This is a genomic window from Streptomyces sp. NPDC050164 (assembly GCF_044459945.1).
Classification (GTDB): domain Bacteria; phylum Actinomycetota; class Actinomycetes; order Streptomycetales; family Streptomycetaceae; genus Streptomyces; species Streptomyces coeruleorubidus_A.
In genome coordinates, this window is the sequence record NZ_JBITJK010000005.1 from 184,374 (window position 1) to 205,266 (window position 20,893).

General features: G+C 71.5%; 16 protein-coding genes and 1 pseudogene. 9 read left to right on the top strand and 8 right to left on the bottom strand.

All coding sequences use genetic code 11. The features are described from left to right. The first annotated feature begins 85 nt into the window (after nucleotides 1–85). On the top strand, nucleotides 86–1,552 hold the full coding sequence (locus ACIBNA_RS10715; RefSeq protein ID WP_399164858.1) for an amino acid permease: 1,467 nt from the start codon (nucleotides 86–88) through the stop codon (nucleotides 1,550–1,552). A 42-nt stretch (nucleotides 1,553–1,594) separates the two neighbouring features. Then, the gene (locus tag ACIBNA_RS10720; protein ID WP_399164859.1) at nucleotides 1,595–2,074 is read left to right on the top strand and encodes a macro domain-containing protein; all 480 of its coding nucleotides are present in this window, start codon (nucleotides 1,595–1,597) and stop codon (nucleotides 2,072–2,074) included. A gap of 11 nt (nucleotides 2,075–2,085) precedes the next feature. Here the strand turns inward: ACIBNA_RS10720 and ACIBNA_RS10725 are convergent, their stop codons facing one another. Continuing rightward, complete coding sequence (locus tag ACIBNA_RS10725) at nucleotides 2,086–2,979, bottom strand: arginase family protein (protein ID WP_399164860.1); 894 nt, start codon at nucleotides 2,977–2,979, stop codon at nucleotides 2,086–2,088. Between the two features lie 119 nt (nucleotides 2,980–3,098). Further along, on the bottom strand, nucleotides 3,099–4,655 hold the full coding sequence (locus ACIBNA_RS10730; RefSeq protein WP_399164861.1) for a M1 family metallopeptidase: 1,557 nt from the start codon (nucleotides 4,653–4,655) through the stop codon (nucleotides 3,099–3,101). 201 nt (nucleotides 4,656–4,856) lie between these two features. Here ACIBNA_RS10730 and ACIBNA_RS10735 point away from each other — a divergent pair, with 201 nt between their 5' ends. From ACIBNA_RS10735 to ACIBNA_RS10745, 3 genes are all read left to right on the top strand, one after another. Next, nucleotides 4,857–6,812, top strand: coding sequence for a Xaa-Pro dipeptidyl-peptidase (locus tag ACIBNA_RS10735; protein WP_399164862.1), 1,956 nt, complete (start codon nucleotides 4,857–4,859; stop codon nucleotides 6,810–6,812). A gap of 23 nt (nucleotides 6,813–6,835) precedes the next feature. Then, nucleotides 6,836–8,164 (top strand): M14 family metallocarboxypeptidase, encoded by a 1,329-nt coding sequence (locus tag ACIBNA_RS10740; protein ID WP_399165028.1) that lies wholly within the window; start codon nucleotides 6,836–6,838, stop codon nucleotides 8,162–8,164. An 82-nt stretch (nucleotides 8,165–8,246) separates the two neighbouring features. Beyond that, nucleotides 8,247–9,971 carry a BCCT family transporter gene (locus tag ACIBNA_RS10745; RefSeq protein WP_399164863.1) on the top strand — a complete coding sequence of 575 codons (1,725 nt, stop codon included), beginning with the start codon at nucleotides 8,247–8,249 and terminating at the stop codon, nucleotides 9,969–9,971. A 271-nt stretch (nucleotides 9,972–10,242) separates the two neighbouring features. On the opposite strand, the gene ACIBNA_RS10750 is transcribed toward ACIBNA_RS10745, so the two are convergent. Continuing rightward, nucleotides 10,243–11,190, bottom strand: coding sequence for an FAD-dependent oxidoreductase (locus tag ACIBNA_RS10750; protein WP_399164864.1), 948 nt, complete (start codon nucleotides 11,188–11,190; stop codon nucleotides 10,243–10,245). A gap of 66 nt (nucleotides 11,191–11,256) precedes the next feature. Here ACIBNA_RS10750 and ACIBNA_RS10755 point away from each other — a divergent pair, with 66 nt between their 5' ends. Together ACIBNA_RS10755 and ACIBNA_RS10760 are read left to right on the top strand one after the other, a co-directional pair. After that, complete coding sequence (locus ACIBNA_RS10755) at nucleotides 11,257–12,315, top strand: oxidoreductase (RefSeq protein ID WP_399164865.1); 1,059 nt, start codon at nucleotides 11,257–11,259, stop codon at nucleotides 12,313–12,315. A 12-nt stretch (nucleotides 12,316–12,327) separates the two neighbouring features. Further along, entirely contained in the window at nucleotides 12,328–13,968 is a 1,641-nt protein-coding gene (locus ACIBNA_RS10760; RefSeq protein WP_399164866.1) for an ABC-F family ATP-binding cassette domain-containing protein, read from the top strand. Here ACIBNA_RS10760 and ACIBNA_RS10765 read toward each other — a convergent pair. From ACIBNA_RS10765 to ACIBNA_RS10780, 4 genes are all read right to left on the bottom strand, one after another. Continuing rightward, nucleotides 13,965–14,522, bottom strand: coding sequence for a putative glycolipid-binding domain-containing protein (locus tag ACIBNA_RS10765; protein WP_399164867.1), 558 nt, complete (start codon nucleotides 14,520–14,522; stop codon nucleotides 13,965–13,967). The genes ACIBNA_RS10760 and ACIBNA_RS10765 overlap by 4 nt on opposite strands. A 108-nt stretch (nucleotides 14,523–14,630) precedes the next feature. Continuing rightward, complete coding sequence (locus ACIBNA_RS10770; protein WP_399164868.1) at nucleotides 14,631–17,009, bottom strand: Tex family protein; 2,379 nt, start codon at nucleotides 17,007–17,009, stop codon at nucleotides 14,631–14,633. A 102-nt stretch (nucleotides 17,010–17,111) separates the two neighbouring features. Then, the gene (locus tag ACIBNA_RS10775) at nucleotides 17,112–17,243 is read right to left on the bottom strand and encodes an LPFR motif small protein (RefSeq protein WP_274821112.1); all 132 of its coding nucleotides are present in this window, start codon (nucleotides 17,241–17,243) and stop codon (nucleotides 17,112–17,114) included. Nucleotides 17,244–17,364: 121 nt separating this feature from the next. Further along, nucleotides 17,365–18,234 carry a hypothetical protein gene (locus ACIBNA_RS10780; RefSeq protein ID WP_399164869.1) on the bottom strand — a complete coding sequence of 290 codons (870 nt, stop codon included), beginning with the start codon at nucleotides 18,232–18,234 and terminating at the stop codon, nucleotides 17,365–17,367. Between the two features lie 114 nt (nucleotides 18,235–18,348). Here ACIBNA_RS10780 and ACIBNA_RS10785 point away from each other — a divergent pair, with 114 nt between their 5' ends. Beyond that, complete coding sequence (locus ACIBNA_RS10785; RefSeq protein WP_399164870.1) at nucleotides 18,349–19,308, top strand: GlxA family transcriptional regulator; 960 nt, start codon at nucleotides 18,349–18,351, stop codon at nucleotides 19,306–19,308. A 27-nt stretch (nucleotides 19,309–19,335) separates the two neighbouring features. Continuing rightward, on the top strand, nucleotides 19,336–19,971 hold the full coding sequence (locus tag ACIBNA_RS10790; RefSeq protein WP_399164871.1) for a DJ-1/PfpI family protein: 636 nt from the start codon (nucleotides 19,336–19,338) through the stop codon (nucleotides 19,969–19,971). Here ACIBNA_RS10790 and ACIBNA_RS10795 read toward each other — a convergent pair. After that, nucleotides 19,958–20,714, bottom strand: a pseudogene (locus ACIBNA_RS10795) (enoyl-CoA hydratase/isomerase family protein). The gene ACIBNA_RS10790 and the pseudogene ACIBNA_RS10795 sit on opposite strands and share 14 nt — an antisense overlap. Between the last annotated feature and the right edge of the window lie 179 nt (nucleotides 20,715–20,893).

Here is a 20,893-nt window from a genome sequence, read left to right on the forward strand (position 1 = left end):
CCGCGTCACAAGGGTGGTACGGGCCACTGCACTGTACGGACCCGGGCCCACGACGTCCGGGGCGATCCAGAGAGTGGAACCACCCGTGAGCAAGGACGCCGTGAACACGGCTGCGGCCACGCCGCGTACCGATGCGGCCCAGGTGCCCGCGGACGCGGGCGACGCCGGGTACAGCAAGGACCTCAAGGCCCGCCACGTCAACATGATCGCCATCGGCGGGGCCATCGGCACCGGCCTCTTCCTCGGCGCCGGCGGTCGCCTCCACGACGCGGGCCCGGCACTGGCGATCGCCTACCTGGTCTGCGGCATCTTCGCCTTCTTCGTGGTCAGGGCCCTCGGCGAGCTCGTGCTCTACCGCCCCTCCTCGGGCTCCTTCGTGTCGTACGCGCGCGAGTTCCTCGGCGAGAAGGGCGCCTACGTCGCCGGCTGGATGTACTTCCTGAACTGGTCGACCACCGGCATCGCCGACATCACCGCGATAGCGCTGTACACGCACTACTGGAGCATGTTCACCGACATCCCGCAGTGGGTGCTCGCGCTGGCCGCCCTCGCGGTCGTGCTGGCCGTGAACCTGATCTCGGTGAAGATCTTCGGCGAGATGGAGTTCTGGTTCGCGATCATCAAGGTCGCGACGCTGGTCGGCTTCATGTTCATCGGCATCTTCCTGCTGGCCACCCAGCACGAGGTGGGCGGCCAGACGCCGGGCCTGAGTGTCATCACCGACAACGGCGGCGTCTTCCCGCACGGCATGATGCCCGTCGTCCTGGTCATGCAGGGCGTGATCTTCGCGTACGCCGCGCTGGAGCTGGTCGGTGTCGCCGCGGGCGAGACCGCCGAGCCGGAGAAGGTCGTCCCGCGCGCGGTGAACTCGATCATGTGGCGGGTCGGCCTCTTCTACGTCGGCTCGGTCGTCCTGCTGGCCCTCCTGCTCCCCGGCTCGGTCTACTCGGCCGACCAGAGCCCCTTCGTCACGGTGCTGTCGAAGATCGGCGTCCCGGCGGCGGGCGACGTGATGAACCTGGTCGTGCTGACCGCCGCGATGTCCTCGCTGAACTCGGGCCTGTACTCCACGGGCCGCATCCTGCGCTCCATGGCGATGGCCGGCTCCGCACCGAAGTTCACCGCCCGCATGAACCGCAGCCAGGTCCCCTACGGCGGCATCCTGCTGACCTGCGCGGTGTGCGTGCTCGGCGTCGGCCTGAACTTCCTCGTGCCGGCCCAGGCCTTCGAGATCGTGCTGAACGTCGCCTCGCTCGGCATCATCAGCACCTGGGTGATCATCATGATCTGCCACCTGGTCTTCGTCCGCCGCGCCAAGGCGGGCCTGGTCACCCGCCCCTCCTTCCGCCTCCCCGGCAGCCCGGTCACGGAGATCACCACGATCGCCTTCCTGCTGGCCTGCCTCGGCATGATGTGGAACGACCCGGAGGTCGGCCGCAAGACGCTGCTGCTCATCTCGCTGATCGCGGCCGCGCTGGTCGTGGGCTGGTTCGGCATCCGCCGCCGGGTGTCGCAGACGGCCGACCAGGAGCTGTCGCAGTTCACGAAGTAGCAGGCCAGGGCCACTGTCAGTGGGAGCGCCTACGGTGGCGTCATGTCGGGGATCAGGTATGTCCGGGGTGACGCCACCGTTCCGTCGGTGAAGGGCGTCAAGGTCATCGCCCATGTCTGCAACGACAGCGGGGGCTGGGGCAAGGGCTTCGTCCTGGCGATATCCCGCCGCTGGCCCGAGCCGGAGGCGGCGTACCGGGCGTGGCACCGCAGCCGCGCGGCGAACGACTTCGGGCTGGGCGCGGTGCAGCTCGTCCAGGTCGAGCGGTACGTGTGGGTGGCCAACATGATCGGCCAGCGCGGCACCAGGACCGGCAGCAAGGGCGTCCCCGTCCGCTACGAGGCGATCGACACGGCGCTGGAGACCCTGGCCGAGCGGGCCGGCGACCTGGGCGCGACCGTCCACATGCCGCGCATCGGCTGCGGTCTCGCCGGCGGCAAGTGGTCCCGGCTCGAGCCGCTGATCGAGGAGCGGCTGATACGGCGGGGGATACAAGTGAGGGTGTACGACCACGGGGACTGACCGGCCTCGGCTCAGCCCTGGCCGTCCCTGTCGAACGCCCGGACCAGACAGTCGCCGAGGCGCTGCGCGATCGCCCCGTCGGGATCCAGCCGGGGGTTGAAGATCGCCACGTCGAGGCCGACGGCACCGCCGCCGGACAGGGCCGTGCGCAGGACGGTCTCCAGCTCCTGCCAGGTCAGCCCGTCCGGGAGCCGGTAGTCGACGGCGGGCATGACCGCGTCGTCCAGTACGTCGACGTCGAGGTGGATCCAGTACCCGGCGCCCGCGCCGTCGCCGGTCATCAGCCCGACCGCGCGCCGGGCCGCCTCGCCCGCCCCCAGGGCGCGCACGGTGTCCAGCTCCAGCGCGTGCAGCGCGGACGGCAGCGGCTGCATCCCGTACGCCGCGGACTCCTCCGCGTCCCGGAACCCCAGCGCGACGACGTCCTCGTCCCGCACCAGCGGACCCCGGCCCTCCAGGTCGGCCAGCACGCGCGGACCGCGCCCGGTGGCGAGGGCGAGCTCCATGGAGGCCACCTCACCGGCCGGTTCCGCGGAGGGCTGGTAGAAGTCGGTGTGCCCGTCGAGGAACAGCAGCCCGTGCCGGCCGCGGCGGCGCAGCGCGAGCAGGTTGCCGAGCAGCACGCTGCAGTCGCCGCCCAGCACGACGGGGAACCGGCCGTCGTCCAGGACACCGGCTACGGTGTCGGCCAGTGCGGTGGAGTATGCGGCGATGCCGCCGGGGTTCAGGACCCCGGTGTCCGGGTCCCGCTCCGGGTCGTACGGGGGCGGCTCGACCCGCCCCGCACGCACCGCACCCAGCCCTTCGGCCAGCCCGGCCCCGAGCAGCGCGTCCGGCAGCTGCTCGACGCCGGTCGGCCGCAGCCCCAGCACGGACGGCGCCTCGATGATCGCCAGGTTCCGCACGTCCGGCTCCTTCGTGTCAGCCGTCGGCTCCTTGGCCCAGCCGCCGGTCCACGGTGGGCCGGGCCCACGCGCCCGGCGCGCATGGGCCCACCGTAGACGGCCGTGCGGGACGCGGCGCGTCAGCGCACGTGTTCCCCGTGGTTTCCGTGCTCCCCGTGCTCCGCATGGCCCGAACCCGCACCCGCGTGCTCGTGCACACCGTTCGTCGCCGCGATCTTCTTCCACGACTTCGGCTGCGCCACCGTCCCGCCGGCCTTCGTAACCGCCGCGGCCCGAGCCGCCGGCACTCCCGGCTTCGACGGCTGGTACAGCCAGGTGTCGAACAGCGTTGCCAGGGGCTTGCCGGACACCTCCTCGGCGTACTGCTGGAAGTCGGCGACCGACGCGTTGCCGTGGGCGTACTTGCGCGGCCAGCCCCTGAGGATGGCGAAGAACGCCTCGTCGCCGATCTCGTTGCGCAGCGCCTGGACGGCCAGCGCGCCCCGGTCGTACACCGCTATGTCGAACTGGTTCTCCGGCCCGGGGTCCCCGGGCTTCACCGTCCAGAACGGGTCGTCAGCCGGATGCGAGGCGTACACGTAGTCGGCGAGTTCCTGTGCCGTGCCCTCGCCCTCGTGCTCGGACCACAGCCACTGCGCGTACCGTGCGAAGCCCTCGTTGATCCAGATGTCCTTCCAGTGCTTGAGCGACACGTCGTCGCCGTACCACTGGTGGGCCAGCTCATGGACGACGAGGGTGACGTTCGACCCGTTCGAGAACTGCCGCGGGCTGTAGTACGGCCGGGTCTGCGTCTCCAGCGCGTACCCGGTGGTGGTGTTCGGCACGTATCCGCCGAGCGCGTTGTAGGGGTACGGCCCGAAGTAGCCGGTCAGCCAGTCGGCGATCTCCCCGGTCCGTTCGATGCTCGCCCGCGCCGCGCCGGCGTGGCCGCCCAGGTCCTTGCTGTAGGCGTTGAGGACCGGAATGCCGCTCTCAGTGGTGCCGGTCGTGATGTCGAACCTGCCGACCGCGAGCGTGGCGAGGTACGTGGCCTGCGGCTTGTCGGAGCGCCAGTTCCAGCGGGTCCAGCCGAGGCGTGAACTCCTCGACTGGAGCGTGCCGTTGGAGATCGCCTGTGTGCCGTCCGGGACCAGCACGGACACGTCGTAGGTGGCCTTGTCGAGCGGGTGGTCGTTGCTCGGGAACCACCACGCCGCCGCCTCGGGCTCGTTCGCCGCGACGCCACCGTCCTGGGTGCGGTGCCAGCTGGTGAAGCCGTACGCCTTCTTCGACGACGGCACGCCGCGGTAGCGCACGACGACCGTGACGGGCGTGCCCTTGGCCAGCGGAGTCTTCGGGGTGATCTCCAGCTCGTGCTCGCCCGACGTCCTGAACGACGCCTTCGCGCCGTTGACACGCACCTCGCCGACGTCCAGCAGGAAGTCCAGGTTGAAGCTGGACAAGTCCTGGGTGGTGCGGGCCACGAGGGTCGCCGTGCCCTCGAGTTCGTCCGTGGCCGGCCGGTACTTCAGCCTGAGGTCGTAGTGGGAGACGTCGTAACCGCCGTTGCCGTAGGCCGGGTAGTAGGGGTCACCGATCCCCGGTGCGCCGGGGGAGCGGGGCGCGGCCGATGCCGGGATCGCCAGCAGGAGAACGGCCGCGGCGAGGGCTCCCGGCGCGATGATTCTGCGGTGCACGCAAAACTCCAAGTCGTAGGGTCCCGAAGTCTGTCCGGAGCTTATTGGCTCCCTGTGTCCCTGATCATGTCCATGGCCCCTGCTGTCACACGATCGCCATTCGGCCGACATGAGACACCGGGCCCTTGGGTCCATCCCGGACACGCCGGTCCGTCAGCTGCCCTCTTCTGAACAGGAGTTCACCGATGTAGCGTCCGCCGCATGCCGAAACGCACGCGCTTAACGACCTGGAGACCGCTCGCGACGGCGGCCTCGGCCGCCCTGTTGGCCACGCTGCTCACCCCGGCCGCGGCGGACGCCGCCCCGCGCGAGAGCCGTCCCGTCCACTCGTACGACGACGCCATCCGCGAGGCCGTCTGGGTGGACACCGGACTCGACGGCGACCGCGACGGAAAGGCCGACCGGGTCGCCGTGGACATCGTCCGTCCCCGCGAACCCGCCCGACAGGGCCGCAAGGTCCCCGTCATCATGGACGCCAGCCCGTACTACTCCTGCTGCGGGCGCGGCAACGAGAGCCAGAAGAAGACGTACGACGCGAACGGCGACGTCACGCGGATGCCGCTGTACTACGACAACTACTTCGTGCCCCGCGGCTACGCCTTCGTCGGCGTCGACCTGGCCGGAACCAATCGCTCCGACGGTTGCGTCGACGTCGGCGGCCGCTCCGACATCCAGTCCGCGAAGGCCGTTGTCGACTGGCTCAACGGCCGTGCCAGGGCCTACACGACCCGTACCGGCACCACCCGCGCCAAGGCCGCCTGGACCAACGGCAGGACGGGCATGATCGGCAAGAGCTGGGACGGCACCATCGCCAATGGCGTCGCCGCGACCGGCGTCGAGGGACTGAAGACCATCGTCCCGATCAGCGCCATCTCCTCCTGGTACGACTACTACTTCCAGCAGGGCGCCCCGCTCTACGACTCCGGCCCCGAACGGCTCTCCGACTACGTCAACAGCCCCGACGCCCGCGCCAAGTGCGCCGCCGTGCAGCACAAGCTCGTCGACGGGGCCCCGCGCACCGGCGACTGGACCCCGCTGTGGACCGAGCGGGACTACGTCAGGGCCGCGCGGAAGGTCAAGGCCAGCGTCTTCCTCGTGCACGGCATGCAGGACCTCAACGTGCGGATGAAGCACGTCGGGCAGTGGTGGGACGCCCTCGGCAAGAACGGCGTCGAGCGCAAGATCTGGCTCTCCCAGACCGGCCACGTCGACCCCTTCGACTTCCGGCGCGGCGCATGGGTCGACACCCTCCACCGCTGGTTCGACCACGAACTCATGGGCTACGACAACGGGATCGACCGCGAGCCCATGGCCGACATCGAACGCCGGCCCGACCAGTGGACCACCTCGAAGACCTGGCCGCCGAACGGCACCCGGGCCGCCACCCTGCGCCCCGACCGAGGCGCCCAGGCCGGCGTCGGCACCCTCGGCCTGCACCGCGGCCGCGGCACCGAGACCTTCACCGACGACCCGAAGCTGAGCGAGACCGACTGGGCCGCGAAGATAGGCAAGACGACACCGGAGAAGGCCGGTTTCGTCACCGGGCCGCTCACCCGCGACCTGCGCCTGTCCGGCTCCTCCGAGGTCACCGTCACCGCGACGCCCTCCACCCCGACGGCCCACCTGTCCGCCGTCCTCGTGGACATCGGCCCCGCCGCCATCCGCGACTACGCCGACGCGGGCGAGGGCATCACCACTCTCACCGACCGCACCTGCTGGGGCGCGAGCACCGCCGGCGACAGCTCCTGCTTCAAGGAGACGAAGGCGAAGAACGCCGACGTCGGCTACACGATCGTCAGCCGCGGCTGGGCCGACCTCGGCAACCACGCCTCCGACCTGACGGGTGCCCCGCTCGCCCCGGGCAAGCGGTACACGATCACCCTCGACCTGGCGGCGACCGACCACGTCGTCCCCGAGGGCCACCGCTTGGCGCTGATCGTCGCGGGCACCGACAAGGGCCTCATCGACCCTCCCGCGGACACCCCCAGGCTCACCGTCGACCTGTCCCGCACCTCGGCGCGCGTCCCGTTCGTCGGCGGAGCCACCGCCTTCGCCCGCGCCACCACGGGCGCCGCGTCCGCCACGCCCGACGCCATCCTCCTGGACGGTGTGCGGGACCCGCTTACCACTCACCGCATCCCGGAAGGAAGCCAGTGAGCCGCGACACCGCAGGCAGGATCATGCCCGGCGACACCGCAGCCGGGCCGGTGGCCCGCACGGCGGCAGGCAGGACCACGACCCGCGTCCGCGCCCTGACCCTGACCGCCGCGGCCGTCGCCGCGTCCCTGGTCGCCGCCCCGGCCCAGGCCACCACCGACTCCCCGCCCCGCACCGGCTTCGAGCAGACGAACGGTGTCCGCTGGACCACCCAGCCCGAGGAACAGGACTTCCTCACAGCCGTCGACCGGTCGAGCAGCCGCGTCTCCATGACCCGCTTCGGCACGACGAAGCAGGGCCGCCCGCTCCAACTGGTACGGATCGGCACCCACCCGACACCCAACAAGGTGCTGCTCGTGTGCAGCCAGCACGGCGACGAACCCGCCGGCCGCGAAGCCTGTCTGACCACCGTCCGCGACCTCGCGTACGCCCGTGACAGCCGCACCCGGCGCTTCCTGGACCGCACCACGGTCCTCGTCGTGCCCACCGCCAACCCCGACGGCCGGGCCGCCGACACCCGGGGCAACAGCGACGGCGTCGACATCAACCGCGACCACCTCGCGCTCCGGACCGCCGAAGGCCGGGCGCTGGCGAAGCTCGTCCGCGACCAGCATCCCGACCTCGTCTACGACCTGCACGAGTACGGTGCCACACCCCCGTACTACGACAAGGACCTCTTCGACCTGTGGCCGCGCAACCTCAACACCCACGAGGCGGTCCACGACGAGGCGAAGACCCTCTCCGAGGCGTACGTCCGCCCCGCGGCGCAGCGGGCCGGCCACTCGACCGGCACCTACGGGATCTGGACCGACCCCGAGACCGGCGAGCCGGTCAAGCAGGTCGCCGGAGACGGCCAGGAGCGCATTTTGCGCAATATGTCCGGTATTAAGCACGGGGTCGGACTGCTCATCGAGAGCCGCGTCGACCCGCTCACCGATGCCGAGAAGGCGGACGAGGCGTTGAACAACCGCCGCCGGGTCACCTCTCAACTGGACGCGCTGGGCGGCCTGTTCGGTTACGCCGACCAGCGCCGCGGCGCGGTCGAGGCGGCGACGGGCAGGGCCCGGCTCGCGGGATACGCCACCGCCGGCCCCGTCTACGTCGGCGGAGCCGACAACGACGCGCCCGAACCGGCCGAGGTGATCCAGACCCCACCCTGCGGCTACCGGCTCACGGCCGCGCAGTACGCGGAGGTGGGAGACGAACTCGCACTGCACGGGGTGCGCGTACGCCGGGACGCCGAGGGCGTGCTCGTGCCCCTGCGCCAGTCCCTGCGGGCGCTCGTGCCGTTGCTGGTCGACGAGCGCGGACCGTACCACCTGACGGCAGGGAAGCCGGAAACACAATGTTGAGGAGGGTGAAATTGCGCCATACGTGGTAGGGGCGTTACGGAGGACTTACGGTCCTCCTACGTCCCAATGAAAGGTGCCGCCTGTGACGCACGACCGACCAAGTGAAAGCGACCACCAAGCGGGGGCCGCGCTTCCGGGTTCGGAAGCGGGCCTCCCCGGTCAGGAACGTCCCAAAACCGACCGAATTGTCTTCGGGGTTACGGCCGTGCTCACCCTCGCCTTCGTGGTCTGGGGAGCCGCGGCGACCGACTCGCTGGAAGACGTCTCCACCAGCATGCTCGGCGGGCTGATGCACAACGGCGGCTGGGCGTTCATGCTCGCCGCCTCCGCCTTCGTCGTGTTCGCCCTCTGGCTCGCGGCCAGCCGCTACGGCCGTATCCACCTCGGGGCCGAGGGCGAGGAGCCCGAGTTCCGCACGGTGTCCTGGGTCGCGATGATGTTCAGTGCCGGCATGGGCATCGGCCTGATGTTCTACGGCGTGAGCGAACCGTTGTCGCACTACTCGACGCCCCCGCCGGGCAGCGACCCGGCCGACTCCGGTGAGCGCATGGAGACGGCCATGGCCACCACCCTGTTCCACTGGACGCTCCACCCCTGGGCGATCTACGCCGTGGTGGGTCTGGCCATCGCCTACAGCACCTTCCGCAGGCGGCGGCGCCAGACCATCAGCGCCGTGTTCACGCCGTTGATCGGCAAGAAGCACGCGAACGGCGCCGTCGGCCGCGTCATCGACATCCTCGCGATCGTCGCGACCGTCTTCGGTTCCGCCGCGTCCCTGGGGCTCGGCGCGCTTCAGATCGGCTCCGGTGTGCAGGAGCTGGACTGGATGGACAAGGTGAGCACCGGGCTGCTCGTCACGATCATCGCGGTGCTGACCCTGGCCTTCGTCGCGTCCGCGGTCTCGGGCGTGGAGCGCGGCATCCAGTGGCTGTCCAACACGAACATGGTGCTGGCGCTGGTGCTCGCCCTGTTCGTGTTCGTGGCGGGTCCGACCATCATCGTCCTCGACCTGCTGCCCACGTCCGTCTTCGCCTACCTCGGCGACCTGCCCCAGCTGGCCGGCCGTACGGAGGCCAGCGGCGGGGAGGGTGTCGCGGACTGGCTGAGCAGCTGGACCGTCTTCTACTGGGCGTGGTGGATCTCCTGGACGCCGTTCGTGGGCATGTTCATCGCCCGCATCAGCCGGGGCCGCACGATCCGGCAGTTCGTCGGTGGCGTCATCCTGGTGCCCAGCACGGTCAGCCTGATCTGGTTCGCGGTCTTCGGCGGCTCGGCGATGAAGATGCAGGCGCAGGGCAAGCTCGGCAAGGAGACGACCCCGGAGGGCCAGCTCTTCGACGTGCTCCAGCAGTTCCCCATCGCCACCGCCACGAGCCTGCTCGTGATGGTCCTCGTCGGCATCTTCTTCGTGTCGGGCGCCGACGCGGCGTCGATCGTCATGGGCACCCTGTCGCAGAAGGGCGCGCTCGAACCGGGCCGTATGGTCGTGGTGTTCTGGGGCGTCCTCACCGGTGCGGTGGCCGCGATCATGCTCCTGGTCGGCAGCGGCCAGGGCGACGCGCTGACGGGCCTGCAGAACCTCACGATCCTCGCGGCGGCCCCGTTCGTCGTCGTGATGGTCTTCATGTGCGTGGCCCTCATGCGCGACCTGCGCCGCGACCCGGTGATGGTGCGCGAGCAGATGGGCTCCGAGGCGGTGGAACTGGCCGTCATCGAAGGCCACAAGAAGTACGACGGCGACTTCGAGTTCCGCGTCGGCCCGGGCCGCGGCCCGGACGTCGAGGGCGACCCGATCGGCAAACACTGACCCACCCAACCCGGCTGCCCCGGCCGGCCCCTTGACCTAGACGCCCCCGGCCGACATCGGCCGGGGGCGTCGGGGTTGGACGACCCCGGCCTGGCGACACGGAGGCCCCCTAGGGGGTGCCCGCAAAGTCCCGCCTGCCCTGCGACGCCCGGCACGCACTCTCGCCGCACCGGTAACCAGTACGCGGGCGTCCGCCCGGCACGCCGAGAGCACGCACCGAACGCCGCAGGGCCCGCCCTCCGGGCGGACGACGGGACTTTGCGGACACCCCCTAGCCGACCAGTCGAGCCGCCTCCTGCGCACAACCCCAGGCCACCGTCACACCCGCGCCGCCGTGACCGTAGTTGTGGATCAGGGGCCGGCCGTCCGGCAGGGCGTCGCGCTCCAGGCGTACCGAGGGGCGGGTGGGGCGCAGCCCGACCCGGTGTTCCAGGACGCGCGCCCCGGCGATCTCCGGCCGCAGCGCCGCGCAGCGGCGGATGATCGCCTCGGCCGTCGCGGGGTCGGGTTCCAGCGACCACGCGTCCTCCTCCGCCGTACCGCCGAGGACGAGCCCGCCCGGCTGCGGGAACATGTACGCGTACTCCCCGGCCGCGTCGGTGGAGACCAGCCAGGTGTCGATCCCCGGGTTCTCCACGACGACCAGTTGCCCGCGCACGGGCCGCACGGACGGATCCGGCACCAGCTCCCGAGCGGCGAGCCCCGTGCAGTTGATCAGGACCGGCGCGTCGGCCTCCGCGAACCCGGACACCGTACGAGCCTCGACCACACCGCCCGCCGCGGCGAACCGCTCCCGCAGCCACGCCAGATGAGCCGGCATGTCGATGAGCGGCAACCGCGCCCGGACGCCGTACCCCGTGTACTCCCCGGCCGTGGCCGCCCGCAGCTCTTGCACCCGGTCCGCCAGCCACCCGTCGACCTCGTCGAGACGCGTCTCGCCCAGTACCCCTTCGACCATGCGTACGCCGCTCGACCCGGACCCCGCGGCCAGCTCCTCGTACACCTCCAGCGACCTCAGCGCCCACACCCGCGCCAGGGCGACCGGCTCGATCCGGTACGGCCACCACAGCGCCCCCGCGACCGCTGAGGTGGTCGCCTCGACGGGGTCCCGCGTCCACACCCGTACCCGCCGCCCCCGCTCGGCGAGAACCACCGCGGTCGTCAGCCCGACCACCCCGCCACCGACCACCACGATCTCGTCACCGCGCTCACCAGCCATGCCCGGACCGTAGCGGAATGCGTCATGCCGTGCTCACATCACTAGCGGTGTGGGGATACTCACAGCATGTGTGCCGAGTACACGACCTTCGGCCTGGCACCCGCGATGCGGGCCGGCGGAGTCCTCACAGACGGTGGTTACCAGCTCCACCGGGACTTCCTGGACTTCATCGTCGACGGACGCCCGCTGCTGTTCCAGCTCTCCGACCTCGACGCGGTCTCCCCGCTCGCCTCCGACGTACCCCCCTCGATCTTCACCGCGCAGGTCCGCAGCCTGCTCCTGGAAAGCCCCGCACCACTGCCCGGCGGCCGGTACGTCGTCTACGGCTGCCCCGAGTGCGAGGACCTGGCCTGCGGCGCCGTCACCGCGGTCATCCGGCGGGACGGCGAGGACTTCATCTGGCGGGACTTCGCCTGGCAGACCGACGAACACGCCGACCTCGAGCTCAACGGCTACCACGGCATCGGCCCGTTCCGCTTCCGCGGCGCCGAGTACCGTGCGGCGCTGAGCGCCCTGCTGAACGGCTCCGCCCCGGACACCCGCCGCCGCGTCCTGCTGATCGGCGCCCGCGTCGCCGTCCTGGCCAAGCTCGCCGCGGCGTTGCGCACCATCGGCGTCGGCGCCGACATCGCCCACGACGCCGACCACGTGCCCGCCGACGAGCTGCGCGGCTACGGCGCCGTCGCCTTCGGCCGCGGGACCGGCGAGCCGGAACGCGCCGCCGTCCGCCGCGCCTTCGAACGCGCCGAGGTCCACGTCGCCCACGTCGACGGCCTCGCCCCGATCGTCCCCCTCCTCGTCGCCCAGATCGAACATGCCCTGGACCGCAGCCCACTGGAGCAGCGCCGCCTCACCGGCCTGACCGCCACCGACGGCGGGGCCGACGTCGAGGTCACCTCCGCCTGCCGGGTCACCCTCACCGCGTACCGCCTCGACCGCCTCTCCCGCACCCACACCCAGGAGATCTTCGACGGCGTCCTGGAACCGGGCCGCCACCGCATCGCCCTCGACGCCAAGGCGGTGAAGGGGCAGTCCTTCCTGGTGGCGCGCACCGCCACCGGTGTGCTGGTGACGGCCGCGACCCCCTTGAAAACCCATCGGCGGACCGCCCGGGACGGCCGTTAGGATCGCGGTCTGATGACTGCCACCCTCGTCGCCAAGAACCTCGCCGCCGGCCACGGCGACCGCTCCCTGTTCACCGGACTCGACCTCGTCGTCGCGCCCGGCGACGTGATCGGCCTGGTCGGAGCCAACGGCGCCGGCAAGTCCACCCTGCTCAGGATGCTCGCCGGACTCACGGTCCCCGAGCAGGGCGAACTGCGCCTGTCCCCGCCGACCGCCACCGTCGGCCATCTGCCGCAGGAGCCGGACCGCCGCCCCGGCGAGACCGTACGGGCGTTCCTGGCCCGCCGCACCGGCGTCGCCGAGGCCCAGCGGATCATGGACGAGGCGACCCAGGCCCTGGTCGACGGGGCACCCGGCGCCGACGACGCGTACGCCACGAGCCTGGAGCGCTGGCTCGGACTCGGCGGCGCCGACCTCGACGAACGCTCCGAGGAGGTCGCCGACTCCCTCGGGCTCACGGTCGATCTGGACCAGCCGATGACGTCGCTGTCCGGCGGTCAGGCCGCCCGCGCCGGACTCGCCTCCCTGCTGCTGTCCCGCTACGACGTCTTCCTCCTCGACGAGCCCACCAACGACCTCGACCTGGACGGCCTGGAGCGCCTCGAACGCTTCGTGAGCGGCCTGCGCGCCGGGACGGTGGTCGTCAGCCACGACCGCGAGTTCCTCACCCGCACGGTCACCAAGGTCCTCGAACTCGACCTCGCCCAGCGGCAGATCAACCTCTACGGCGGTGGCTACGAGGCCTATCTGGAGGAGCGGGAGGTCGCGCGCAGGCACGCCCGCGACGAGTTCGAGGAGTACGCCGACAAGAAGGCGGCCCTCCAGGACCGCGCGCAGATGCAGCGTTCCTGGATGGACAAGGGCGTGAAGAACGCGCGCCGCAAGGCGGGCAACGACAACGACAAGATCGGCCGCAAGTTCCGCAGCGAGGCCAGCGAGAAACAGGCCGCGAAGGCCCGGCAGACCCAGCGCATGATCGAGCGGCTGGATGCCGTCGAGGAGCCCCGCAAGGAGTGGGAACTGCGCATGGAGATCGCGTCGGCCCCGCGCTCGGGCGCCGTCGTGGCCACCCTGCGCGACGCCGAGGTGCGCCGCGGCGGCTTCGTCCTCGGCCCGGTGTCCCTCCAGATCGACTGGGCGGACCGGGTGGCGGTGACGGGCGCGAACGGCGCCGGCAAGTCCACCCTGCTCGCCGCCCTGCTCGGCCGCGTCCCGCTCGACGCCGGGCACGCGGCCCTCGGCTCGGGCGTCCTGCTCGGCGAGGTCGACCAGGCCCGCAAGCTGTTCCACGGCCAGGAGCCCCTGATGGACGCCTTCCGCGCGGCCGTCCCGGACACCGAACCTGCCGAGGTCCGCACCCTCCTGGCCAAGTTCGGCCTCAAGTCGGACCACGTCCTGCGCCCCGCGGCGACCCTCTCCCCGGGCGAGCGCACCAGAGCAGCCCTGGCACTGCTCCAGGGCCGCGGCGTCAACCTCCTGGTCCTCGACGAGCCGACCAACCACCTCGACCTGCCCGCCATCGAGCAGTTGGAGTCGGCCCTCGACTCCTACGAGGGCACCCTCCTGCTGGTCACCCACGACCGCCGCATGCTCGACGCCGTACGCGTCACGCGCCGTATCGAGGTGGCGGACGGCAAGGTGACCGAGCGCTAACGGGTCGTCAGCCGGGTGGCGAGGGAGGGGTACTCCACGACGTACCCCTCCTCGTCGAATTCCAGGTCGCTGCGGAAGTCGCCGGAGGCGTACCGGACCCGCCCGGGGTCGAGATGCGTGTACGTCTGCCGGGACGGCCGCACCGTCAGATCCGGCACCGACACCCAGGCCATCAGGAACTCCATCTCGCCCGGCGCCTGATGGAGCCCGTGCCGGAGCACCGGCATGGTGTTGGTGAGCGGGCACAGCCCGAGATCGCAGTCGAGGGCTCCGTCGACATCCGGGAGCCGCTCGCCGTCGGCGGTCCATGCGCCCCCGCCGTCGTGCCGCAGATCGAGCGTGCGGCTGCCGTCGGCGGACTCGGCCGTCACTCGCAGCCGACGGGTCACGAACCCGTCGCTCGTGTCGAGTTCGTACGTGACCCAGTAGGGCTCCGGATCGGTCCCGACGGCCCGGCCGTGTGCCAGCAGCACGCCGTCCCCCACCTGGACCCAGGCGGTCTCGAACCCCCGGCTCGCGGACACTTCCCAGGTGATGGCACGCGAAGCGAACATGACGGTCACTCTAGGTGACAAGGGCGCGTCGCGCCCCTTCAGGGGCGCGGGGAACTGCGCGACCAGCCCCAACGGACCCGCAGCTCCCCACGCCCCCCGGCGGAGCCGTCAGCGGCCGTTCTTCGGGTCGGCCAGACCGGCGCGGCGCAGCGCGTCGGCCATCGCGCTGTTGGCGGGCGGGGGCGCCTGACGCGAACCGCCACGACCGGCGCCACCGCCACGGCCACCCTGCCGCTGCTGCGGCGGACGCCCGCCGCGCTGCCGGCGCTCGCCGGAGCCGCCCTGCCCCTCCGGGGCCGCCTCGTCGTCCAGACGCAGCGTCAGCGAGATCCGCTTGCGCGGGATGTCGACGTCGAGGACCTTCACCTTGACGATGTCCCCGGGCTTCACCACGTCCCGCGGGTCCTTGACGAACGTCTTCGACATCGCGGAGACGTGCACCAGACCGTCCTGGTGGACACCGACGTCCACGAACGCGCCGAACGCGGCGACGTTCGTCACGACGCCCTCCAGGACCATCCCGGCCGACAGGTCGGAGATCTTCTCCACACCCTCCTTGAAGGCGGCCGTCTTGAAGGCCGGACGCGGGTCGCGGCCGGGCTTCTCCAGTTCCTTGAGGATGTCGGTGACCGTCGGCAGACCGAACGTCTCGTCCACGAAGTCGTGCGGCTTCAGCGAGCGCAGCACCGCGGTGTTGCCGACGAGACCCGCTACCTCCTGCCCGGAGGTCTTCACCATGCGCCGGACCACCGGGTACGCCTCCGGGTGCACGCTGGACGCGTCCAGCGGGTCGTCACCGCCGCGGATCCGCAGGAAGCCCGCACACTGCTCGTACGCCTTCGGGCCGAGCCGCGCCACCTTCTTCAGCTCGCCACGGGACTTGAACGGCCCGTTGGCGTCCCGGTGCGCCACGATGTTCTCGGCGAGCCCGGAGGTGATGCCGGAGACCCGGGCGAGCAGCGGGGCCGACGCCGTGTTGACGTCCACGCCCACACCGTTCACACAGTCCTCCACCACCGCGTCCAGCGAACGCGACAGCTTCACCTCGGACAGGTCGTGCTGGTACTGGCCGACACCGATCGACTTCGGGTCGATCTTCACCAGCTCGGCCAGCGGGTCCTGGAGCCGCCGGGCGATCGACACGGCGCCGCGCAGCGACACGTCCATGTCGGGCAGCTCCTGCGAGGCGAAGGCGGACGCCGAGTACACGGACGCGCCGGCCTCGGACACCATCACCTTCGTGAGCTTCAGCTCCGGGTGCTTGGCGATCAGTTCCCCGGCGAGCTTGTCGGTCTCGCGGGACGCCGTGCCGTTGCCGATGGCGATCAGCTCGACCGCGTGCTCCTTCGCCAGCCGGGCCAGCTTGGCGATGGCCTCGTCCCACCGGTTGGCCGGGACGTGGGGGTGGATGACGTCCGTGGCGACGACCTTGCCGGTCGCGTCGACGACGGCGACCTTCACACCCGTACGGAATCCGGGGTCGAGGCCGAGCGTCGCGCGCGTGCCCGCCGGGGCGGCGAGCAGCAGGTCGCGCAGGTTCGCCGCGAAGACCCGCACCGCCTCGTCCTCGGCGGCCGTGCGCAGCCGCAGCCGCAGGTCGATGCCGAGGTGGACGAGAATGCGGGTGCGCCAGGCCCAACGGACCGTGTCCAGCAGCCACTTGTCGCCGGGGCGGCCCCGGTCGGCGATCCCGAACCGGTTCGCGACCATGCCCTCGTACGACGACGGGCCGTCCGTCGGCTCCTCGGGCTCCAGGACGAGATCGAGGACCTCTTCCTTCTCGCCGCGCAGCATCGCCAGGATGCGGTGCGAGGGCAGCTCGGTGAACGGCTCGGCGAAGTCGAAGTAGTCGGCGAACTTCGCGCCGGCCTCCTCCTTGCCGTCCCGCACCTTGGCGGCCAGCCGCCCGCGCACCCACATGCGCTCGCGCAGCTCGCCGATCAGGTCGGCGTCCTCCGAGAACCGCTCGGTGAGGATCGCCCGGGCGCCGTCGAGGGCCGCCTGCGGATCGGCCACGCCCTTGTCGGCGTCGACGAACGCGGCGGCCGCGGCGAGGGGCTCGACGGACGGATCGCCGAGCAGCCCCTCCGCCAGCGGCTCGAGACCGGCCTCACGGGCGATCTGCGCCTTGGTGCGCCGCTTGGGCTTGTACGGGAGGTAGATGTCCTCAAGGCGCGCCTTGGTCTGCGCGCCCCGGATCCGCGCCTGAAGTTCCTCGGTGAGCTTGCCCTGCTCGCGCACCGACTCCAGGATCGCCGTCCGCCGCTCCTCCAGCTCCCGCAGATAGCGCAGCCGCTCCTCGACGGTGCGCAGCTGCGCATCGTCGAGCATCTCGGTCGCTTCCTTGCGGTAGCGGGCGATGAAGGGCACCGTAGAACCGCTGTCGAGCAGCTCCACGGCAGCCCTGACCTGCCGCTCCCGTACGCCGAGCTCCTCGGCGATCCTGCCTTCGATGGACCCTACTTCGAGGGACCCGGGTGTCGTCACGATCCCGTACCGCCTTATCCACTGAGGTTGCGCGGCAATTGTGGCAGGTGACACCGACACTCGGGGGTCAGGGCGGCACTCGGCAGGTCGGGACGGTCGTTATCAGACCCTGCGGCTGCGGGTGGCGGACGAAGCGCCGCCGAAGAGCCGGGCCAGGGCCCGGAAGGGCAGCGTCACGACGGTGGCGATGGCACCGCCGATCTGGCGCAGCACATCTGCAATGGCACGGAACACGTAATTCCCCTTTCTCCTCTCCCGACCGCAGCGGCCGGGAGAGACCGGGTACCTCACCAAGGTCTCACCATGCGTCACGGCCGAACACAAGCCCCGGCCAGGGCTTGTCCCCCAGCCCGGATCAGCGCTTGCCGAGCAGATCCGCCGGATACGCCCCGGCCGTGAGCGCCGCCTGCGCGAACACCGCCCCCAGCTCGGTCAGCCGTGCCACCTCCTCCGCGCCCAGGTGCTCGTACGGCGCCAGGTCCAGGCGGTCCGTCTCCTGCTCGATCTCCTCGCGCAGGGCGACACCGCGCTCGGTGAGCTCGCCGGCCGTGTCCAGCAGCCCGCGCTCACGCAACCGGCCCGCCGCCGCGTCCCAGTCCTTCTGGCTCCAGCCCCGGGTCCTGAAGACCCACTTCGGTGTCATGCCCTTGCCCGTCGCCGTGTGGGTCACCATGGCCTCCAGCCCGTCCAGCCCCGCGGACATCAGCACGGCCAGATGCCCGTCGCCCCGGTGCTCGCGCAGCAGGGTCGCCGCGTGCCAGTAGGCGAGGTGCGGCTCTTCGGGGACGGGCAGGTCGGCATGGGCGGCGTACAGCGGCCGGGCCCCGCGCGAGCAGGCCTCGGCGGCGCGCAGCGCGAGCCGCGCGGCCTCGGCCATCTCCGCCGACGTCAGGGCCTCTTCGCCCAGCAGGCGGCGCAGCGTCGCGTCGACCGCACGCGCGCGTGCCGCCAGCACCTGGCCGGGCGTCGCGGTCTCCCACACGGCGGGCACGTGCCGGGCCACGAGCTCGTACTTGTAGTTGTGGAAGGCCGCCGCCACCGCCCCGGCACCGACCGGCCCGAGCGCGGCGGCGCGCACGGCGAAGTTCACGGCGTGGGGATGGGTGATCCCGGCAGCACCCAGTTCCCGCCCCAGATCCGGCGAGAAGTAGTGCGTCACGTGCAGGGCGTTGAGCACGTTCTGGCAGCGTCGGCCGGCGAGCGGCCGGAGGGCGGTGGTCATCATGCCGGGCAGGTTACCAACCGCTTGGTATGTGCTCTACGGTCGCGTCGCCCATGGCAGGAAAGGTGGGGAACTTGTCATTGCGGCCACACCCCGGGCCCGCGAAGAATCGACGGCATGGCCCAGCGCACCGTTCTCGCCGTCCTCTTCGAGGGCGTGCAGAGCCTCGACGTCACCGGGCCCGTGGAGGTCTTCGCGGGCGCGGAGCTGCTCTCCCCGGGGACGTACCGGATCCGCACGGCCTCCCTGGACGGTGCGCCGGTGCGGACCACCAGCGGTCTGACCCTCGTACCCGACGTGTCCCTGGCCACCGTGCCCGACCCGGACATCCTTCTCGTCCCCGGCGGAACGGGCAGCCTGCGCCCCGACCCGCGCCTGGTCGACTGGGTGCGCGAGCACGGGCCGCGCGCCGCCAGGCTGGTCTCCGTGTGCACCGGCGCGGCCGTGCTCGCCGAAGCCGGCCTGCTGGACGGCCGCCGGGCCACGACCCACTGGGCGTACTGCGACCGGCTCGCCCGCGACCACCCGGCCGTCGAGATCGACCCCGACCCCGTCTACGTACGCGACGGACACATCGCCACGTCGGCCGGAGTCACCGCCGGCATCGACCTCGCCCTCGCCCTGGTGGAGGAGGACCTGGGCCGGGACGCCGCCCTCACCATCGCCCGCCACCTGGTCGTGTTCCTGCGCCGGCCCGGGAACCAGGCCCAGTTCAGCGCCCAGCTCGCGGCCCAGACCGCACACCGCGAACCCCTGCGCGACGTCCAGCGCTTCATCACCGAACGCCCCGACGCCGACCTCTCCGTCGAGGCCCTGGCCGCCCGCGCCCGCCTGTCGCCCCGTCACTTCGCCCGTGCCTTCCGGTCCGAGACCGGTATGACGCCGGGCCGGTACGTGGACCGGGTCCGCCTCGAACACGCCCGCCGTCTGCTGGAGGACAGCGCCGACGGCATCGAGGAGATCTCCCGCACCAGCGGCTACGGCACCCCCGAGGCCATGCGCCGGGCCTTCGTCAAGGCTCTGGGCACGCCCCCGGCCGAGTACCGCCGCCGCTTCCGCCCCGCGACAACGTCCTGAACACCGCCGAACCGACGGAAGGGTCCCATGCAGATCGCCATCGTCCTCTACGACCGCTTCACCGCCCTCGACGCAGTCGGCCCCTACGAGACCCTGGGCCGGCTCCCGGACGCGGAGACCGTCTTCGTCGCCGAGGAGACCGGCCCCGTACGGAACGACTCCGGGAACCTCGCACTCATCGCCGACCGGACCTTCGCCGACGTACCGAACCCCGACATCATCGTGGTCCCCGGCGGCCCCGGCCCGCTCCCATTAGCGGCGGACGGACCCCTCCTCACCTGGCTGCGCACAGCCGACGCCACCAGCACCTGGACGACGTCCGTGTGCACCGGCTCCCTGCTGCTCGCCGCCGCCGGACTCCTCCGGGGCCGCCGCGCGACCTCGCACTGGCTGGCCCTGGACGAGCTGAAGCGCCACGGCGCCGAGACGACGGGGGAGCGGGTCGTCACCGACGGCAAGTACGTCACCGCGGCCGGCGTCTCCTCCGGTATCGACATGGGACTGACCCTGCTCGGCCGCATCGCGGGCGACGACCACGCACAGCTCGTCCAGCTCGCCACCGAGTACGACCCGCAGCCGCCCTACGACGCCGGATCACCCGGGAAGGCGCCCACGCACATCGTCGAACTGCTCCGGTCGCACGCCAACCTCACCCTGACGTAGACACACTCCAGCCGAACCGCGGCTGCCTGCGCTCCAGGAACGCGGCGACACCCTCCGCGGTGTCGCCGCTCTCGCGTGCCAGCCCGGCCCAGTGGGCGTCGCGGTCCGTGCGCCCGTTCGCGAACTCCTTGGCCGCGGCCTGCGTCAGCTGCGAACGGGACACCAGGACCCGGGTGAACTCGGCGACCCGCTTGCCCAGTTCACCCTCGGGCAGCACCTCGTCGGCCAGCCCGGTGCGCAGAGCCCGCTCCGCGTCGATCAGTTCGCCGGAGAACAGCAGGTACTTGGCGGTGGCCGGCCCGACCAGGGACACCAGCCGCCTGGTCGAGGACGCCGGATAGACGATGCCGAGCTTCGCGGGCGTCACACCGAACAGCGCCCCCTGCTCGGCGAACCGCAGATCACAGGCCGCCGCCAGCTGCGCCCCGCCGCCCACACAGTGCCCGCGCACCGCCGCCAGCGTCGGCTTCGGGAACGCGGCGAGCGCCTCCTCCGCCGCCACTTGCCAGCCTCTGCGCCTCCTTAGGTGAGCCCCGCAGCGTCGAGATGTCGGCCCCGGCGCAGAACGTCCCGCCCTCGCCGGTGAGCACCAGCGCCCGCACGGCCGGATCGCCCGCGAGCCCCTCCAGCAGCGGCGGCAGGGAGCGCCACATGGCGGCCGTCATGGCGTTGCGCTTCTTGGGATGGCGGATGACGACCGTCGCGACCGAGTCGGTCACGCTGTACTGCAGCTGCGGCTCCATGCGCCGGATGCTATCCGGATGCCAAACCCGTACAACCCGAATAGTTCGCCGAGACGGCACAACAGGGACAGGATCAGTCCCACAACTGACCGTGTCATACGCCAACGGTCAGAAGTGTTCGATACTTGCTGACTTCTGGTCAACTCTGGGGTGGGGAGCGCATCGTTACCAACACTCGG

Coding starts and splice junctions, on each gene's coding strand:
- ACIBNA_RS10720 (WP_399164859.1), top strand. CDS start 1,595: ATGTCGGGGATCAGGTATGTCCGGGGTGACGCCACCGTTCCGTCGGTG.
- ACIBNA_RS10735 (WP_399164862.1), top strand. CDS start 4,857: ATGCCGAAACGCACGCGCTTAACGACCTGGAGACCGCTCGCGACGGCG.
- ACIBNA_RS10740 (WP_399165028.1), top strand. CDS start 6,836: ATGCCCGGCGACACCGCAGCCGGGCCGGTGGCCCGCACGGCGGCAGGC.
- ACIBNA_RS10750 (WP_399164864.1), bottom strand. CDS start 11,190: ATGGCTGGTGAGCGCGGTGACGAGATCGTGGTGGTCGGTGGCGGGGTG.
- ACIBNA_RS10755 (WP_399164865.1), top strand. CDS start 11,257: ATGTGTGCCGAGTACACGACCTTCGGCCTGGCACCCGCGATGCGGGCC.
- ACIBNA_RS10760 (WP_399164866.1), top strand. CDS start 12,328: ATGACTGCCACCCTCGTCGCCAAGAACCTCGCCGCCGGCCACGGCGAC.
- ACIBNA_RS10765 (WP_399164867.1), bottom strand. CDS start 14,522: ATGTTCGCTTCGCGTGCCATCACCTGGGAAGTGTCCGCGAGCCGGGGG.
- ACIBNA_RS10780 (WP_399164869.1), bottom strand. CDS start 18,234: ATGATGACCACCGCCCTCCGGCCGCTCGCCGGCCGACGCTGCCAGAAC.
- ACIBNA_RS10785 (WP_399164870.1), top strand. CDS start 18,349: ATGGCCCAGCGCACCGTTCTCGCCGTCCTCTTCGAGGGCGTGCAGAGC.
- ACIBNA_RS10790 (WP_399164871.1), top strand. CDS start 19,336: ATGCAGATCGCCATCGTCCTCTACGACCGCTTCACCGCCCTCGACGCA.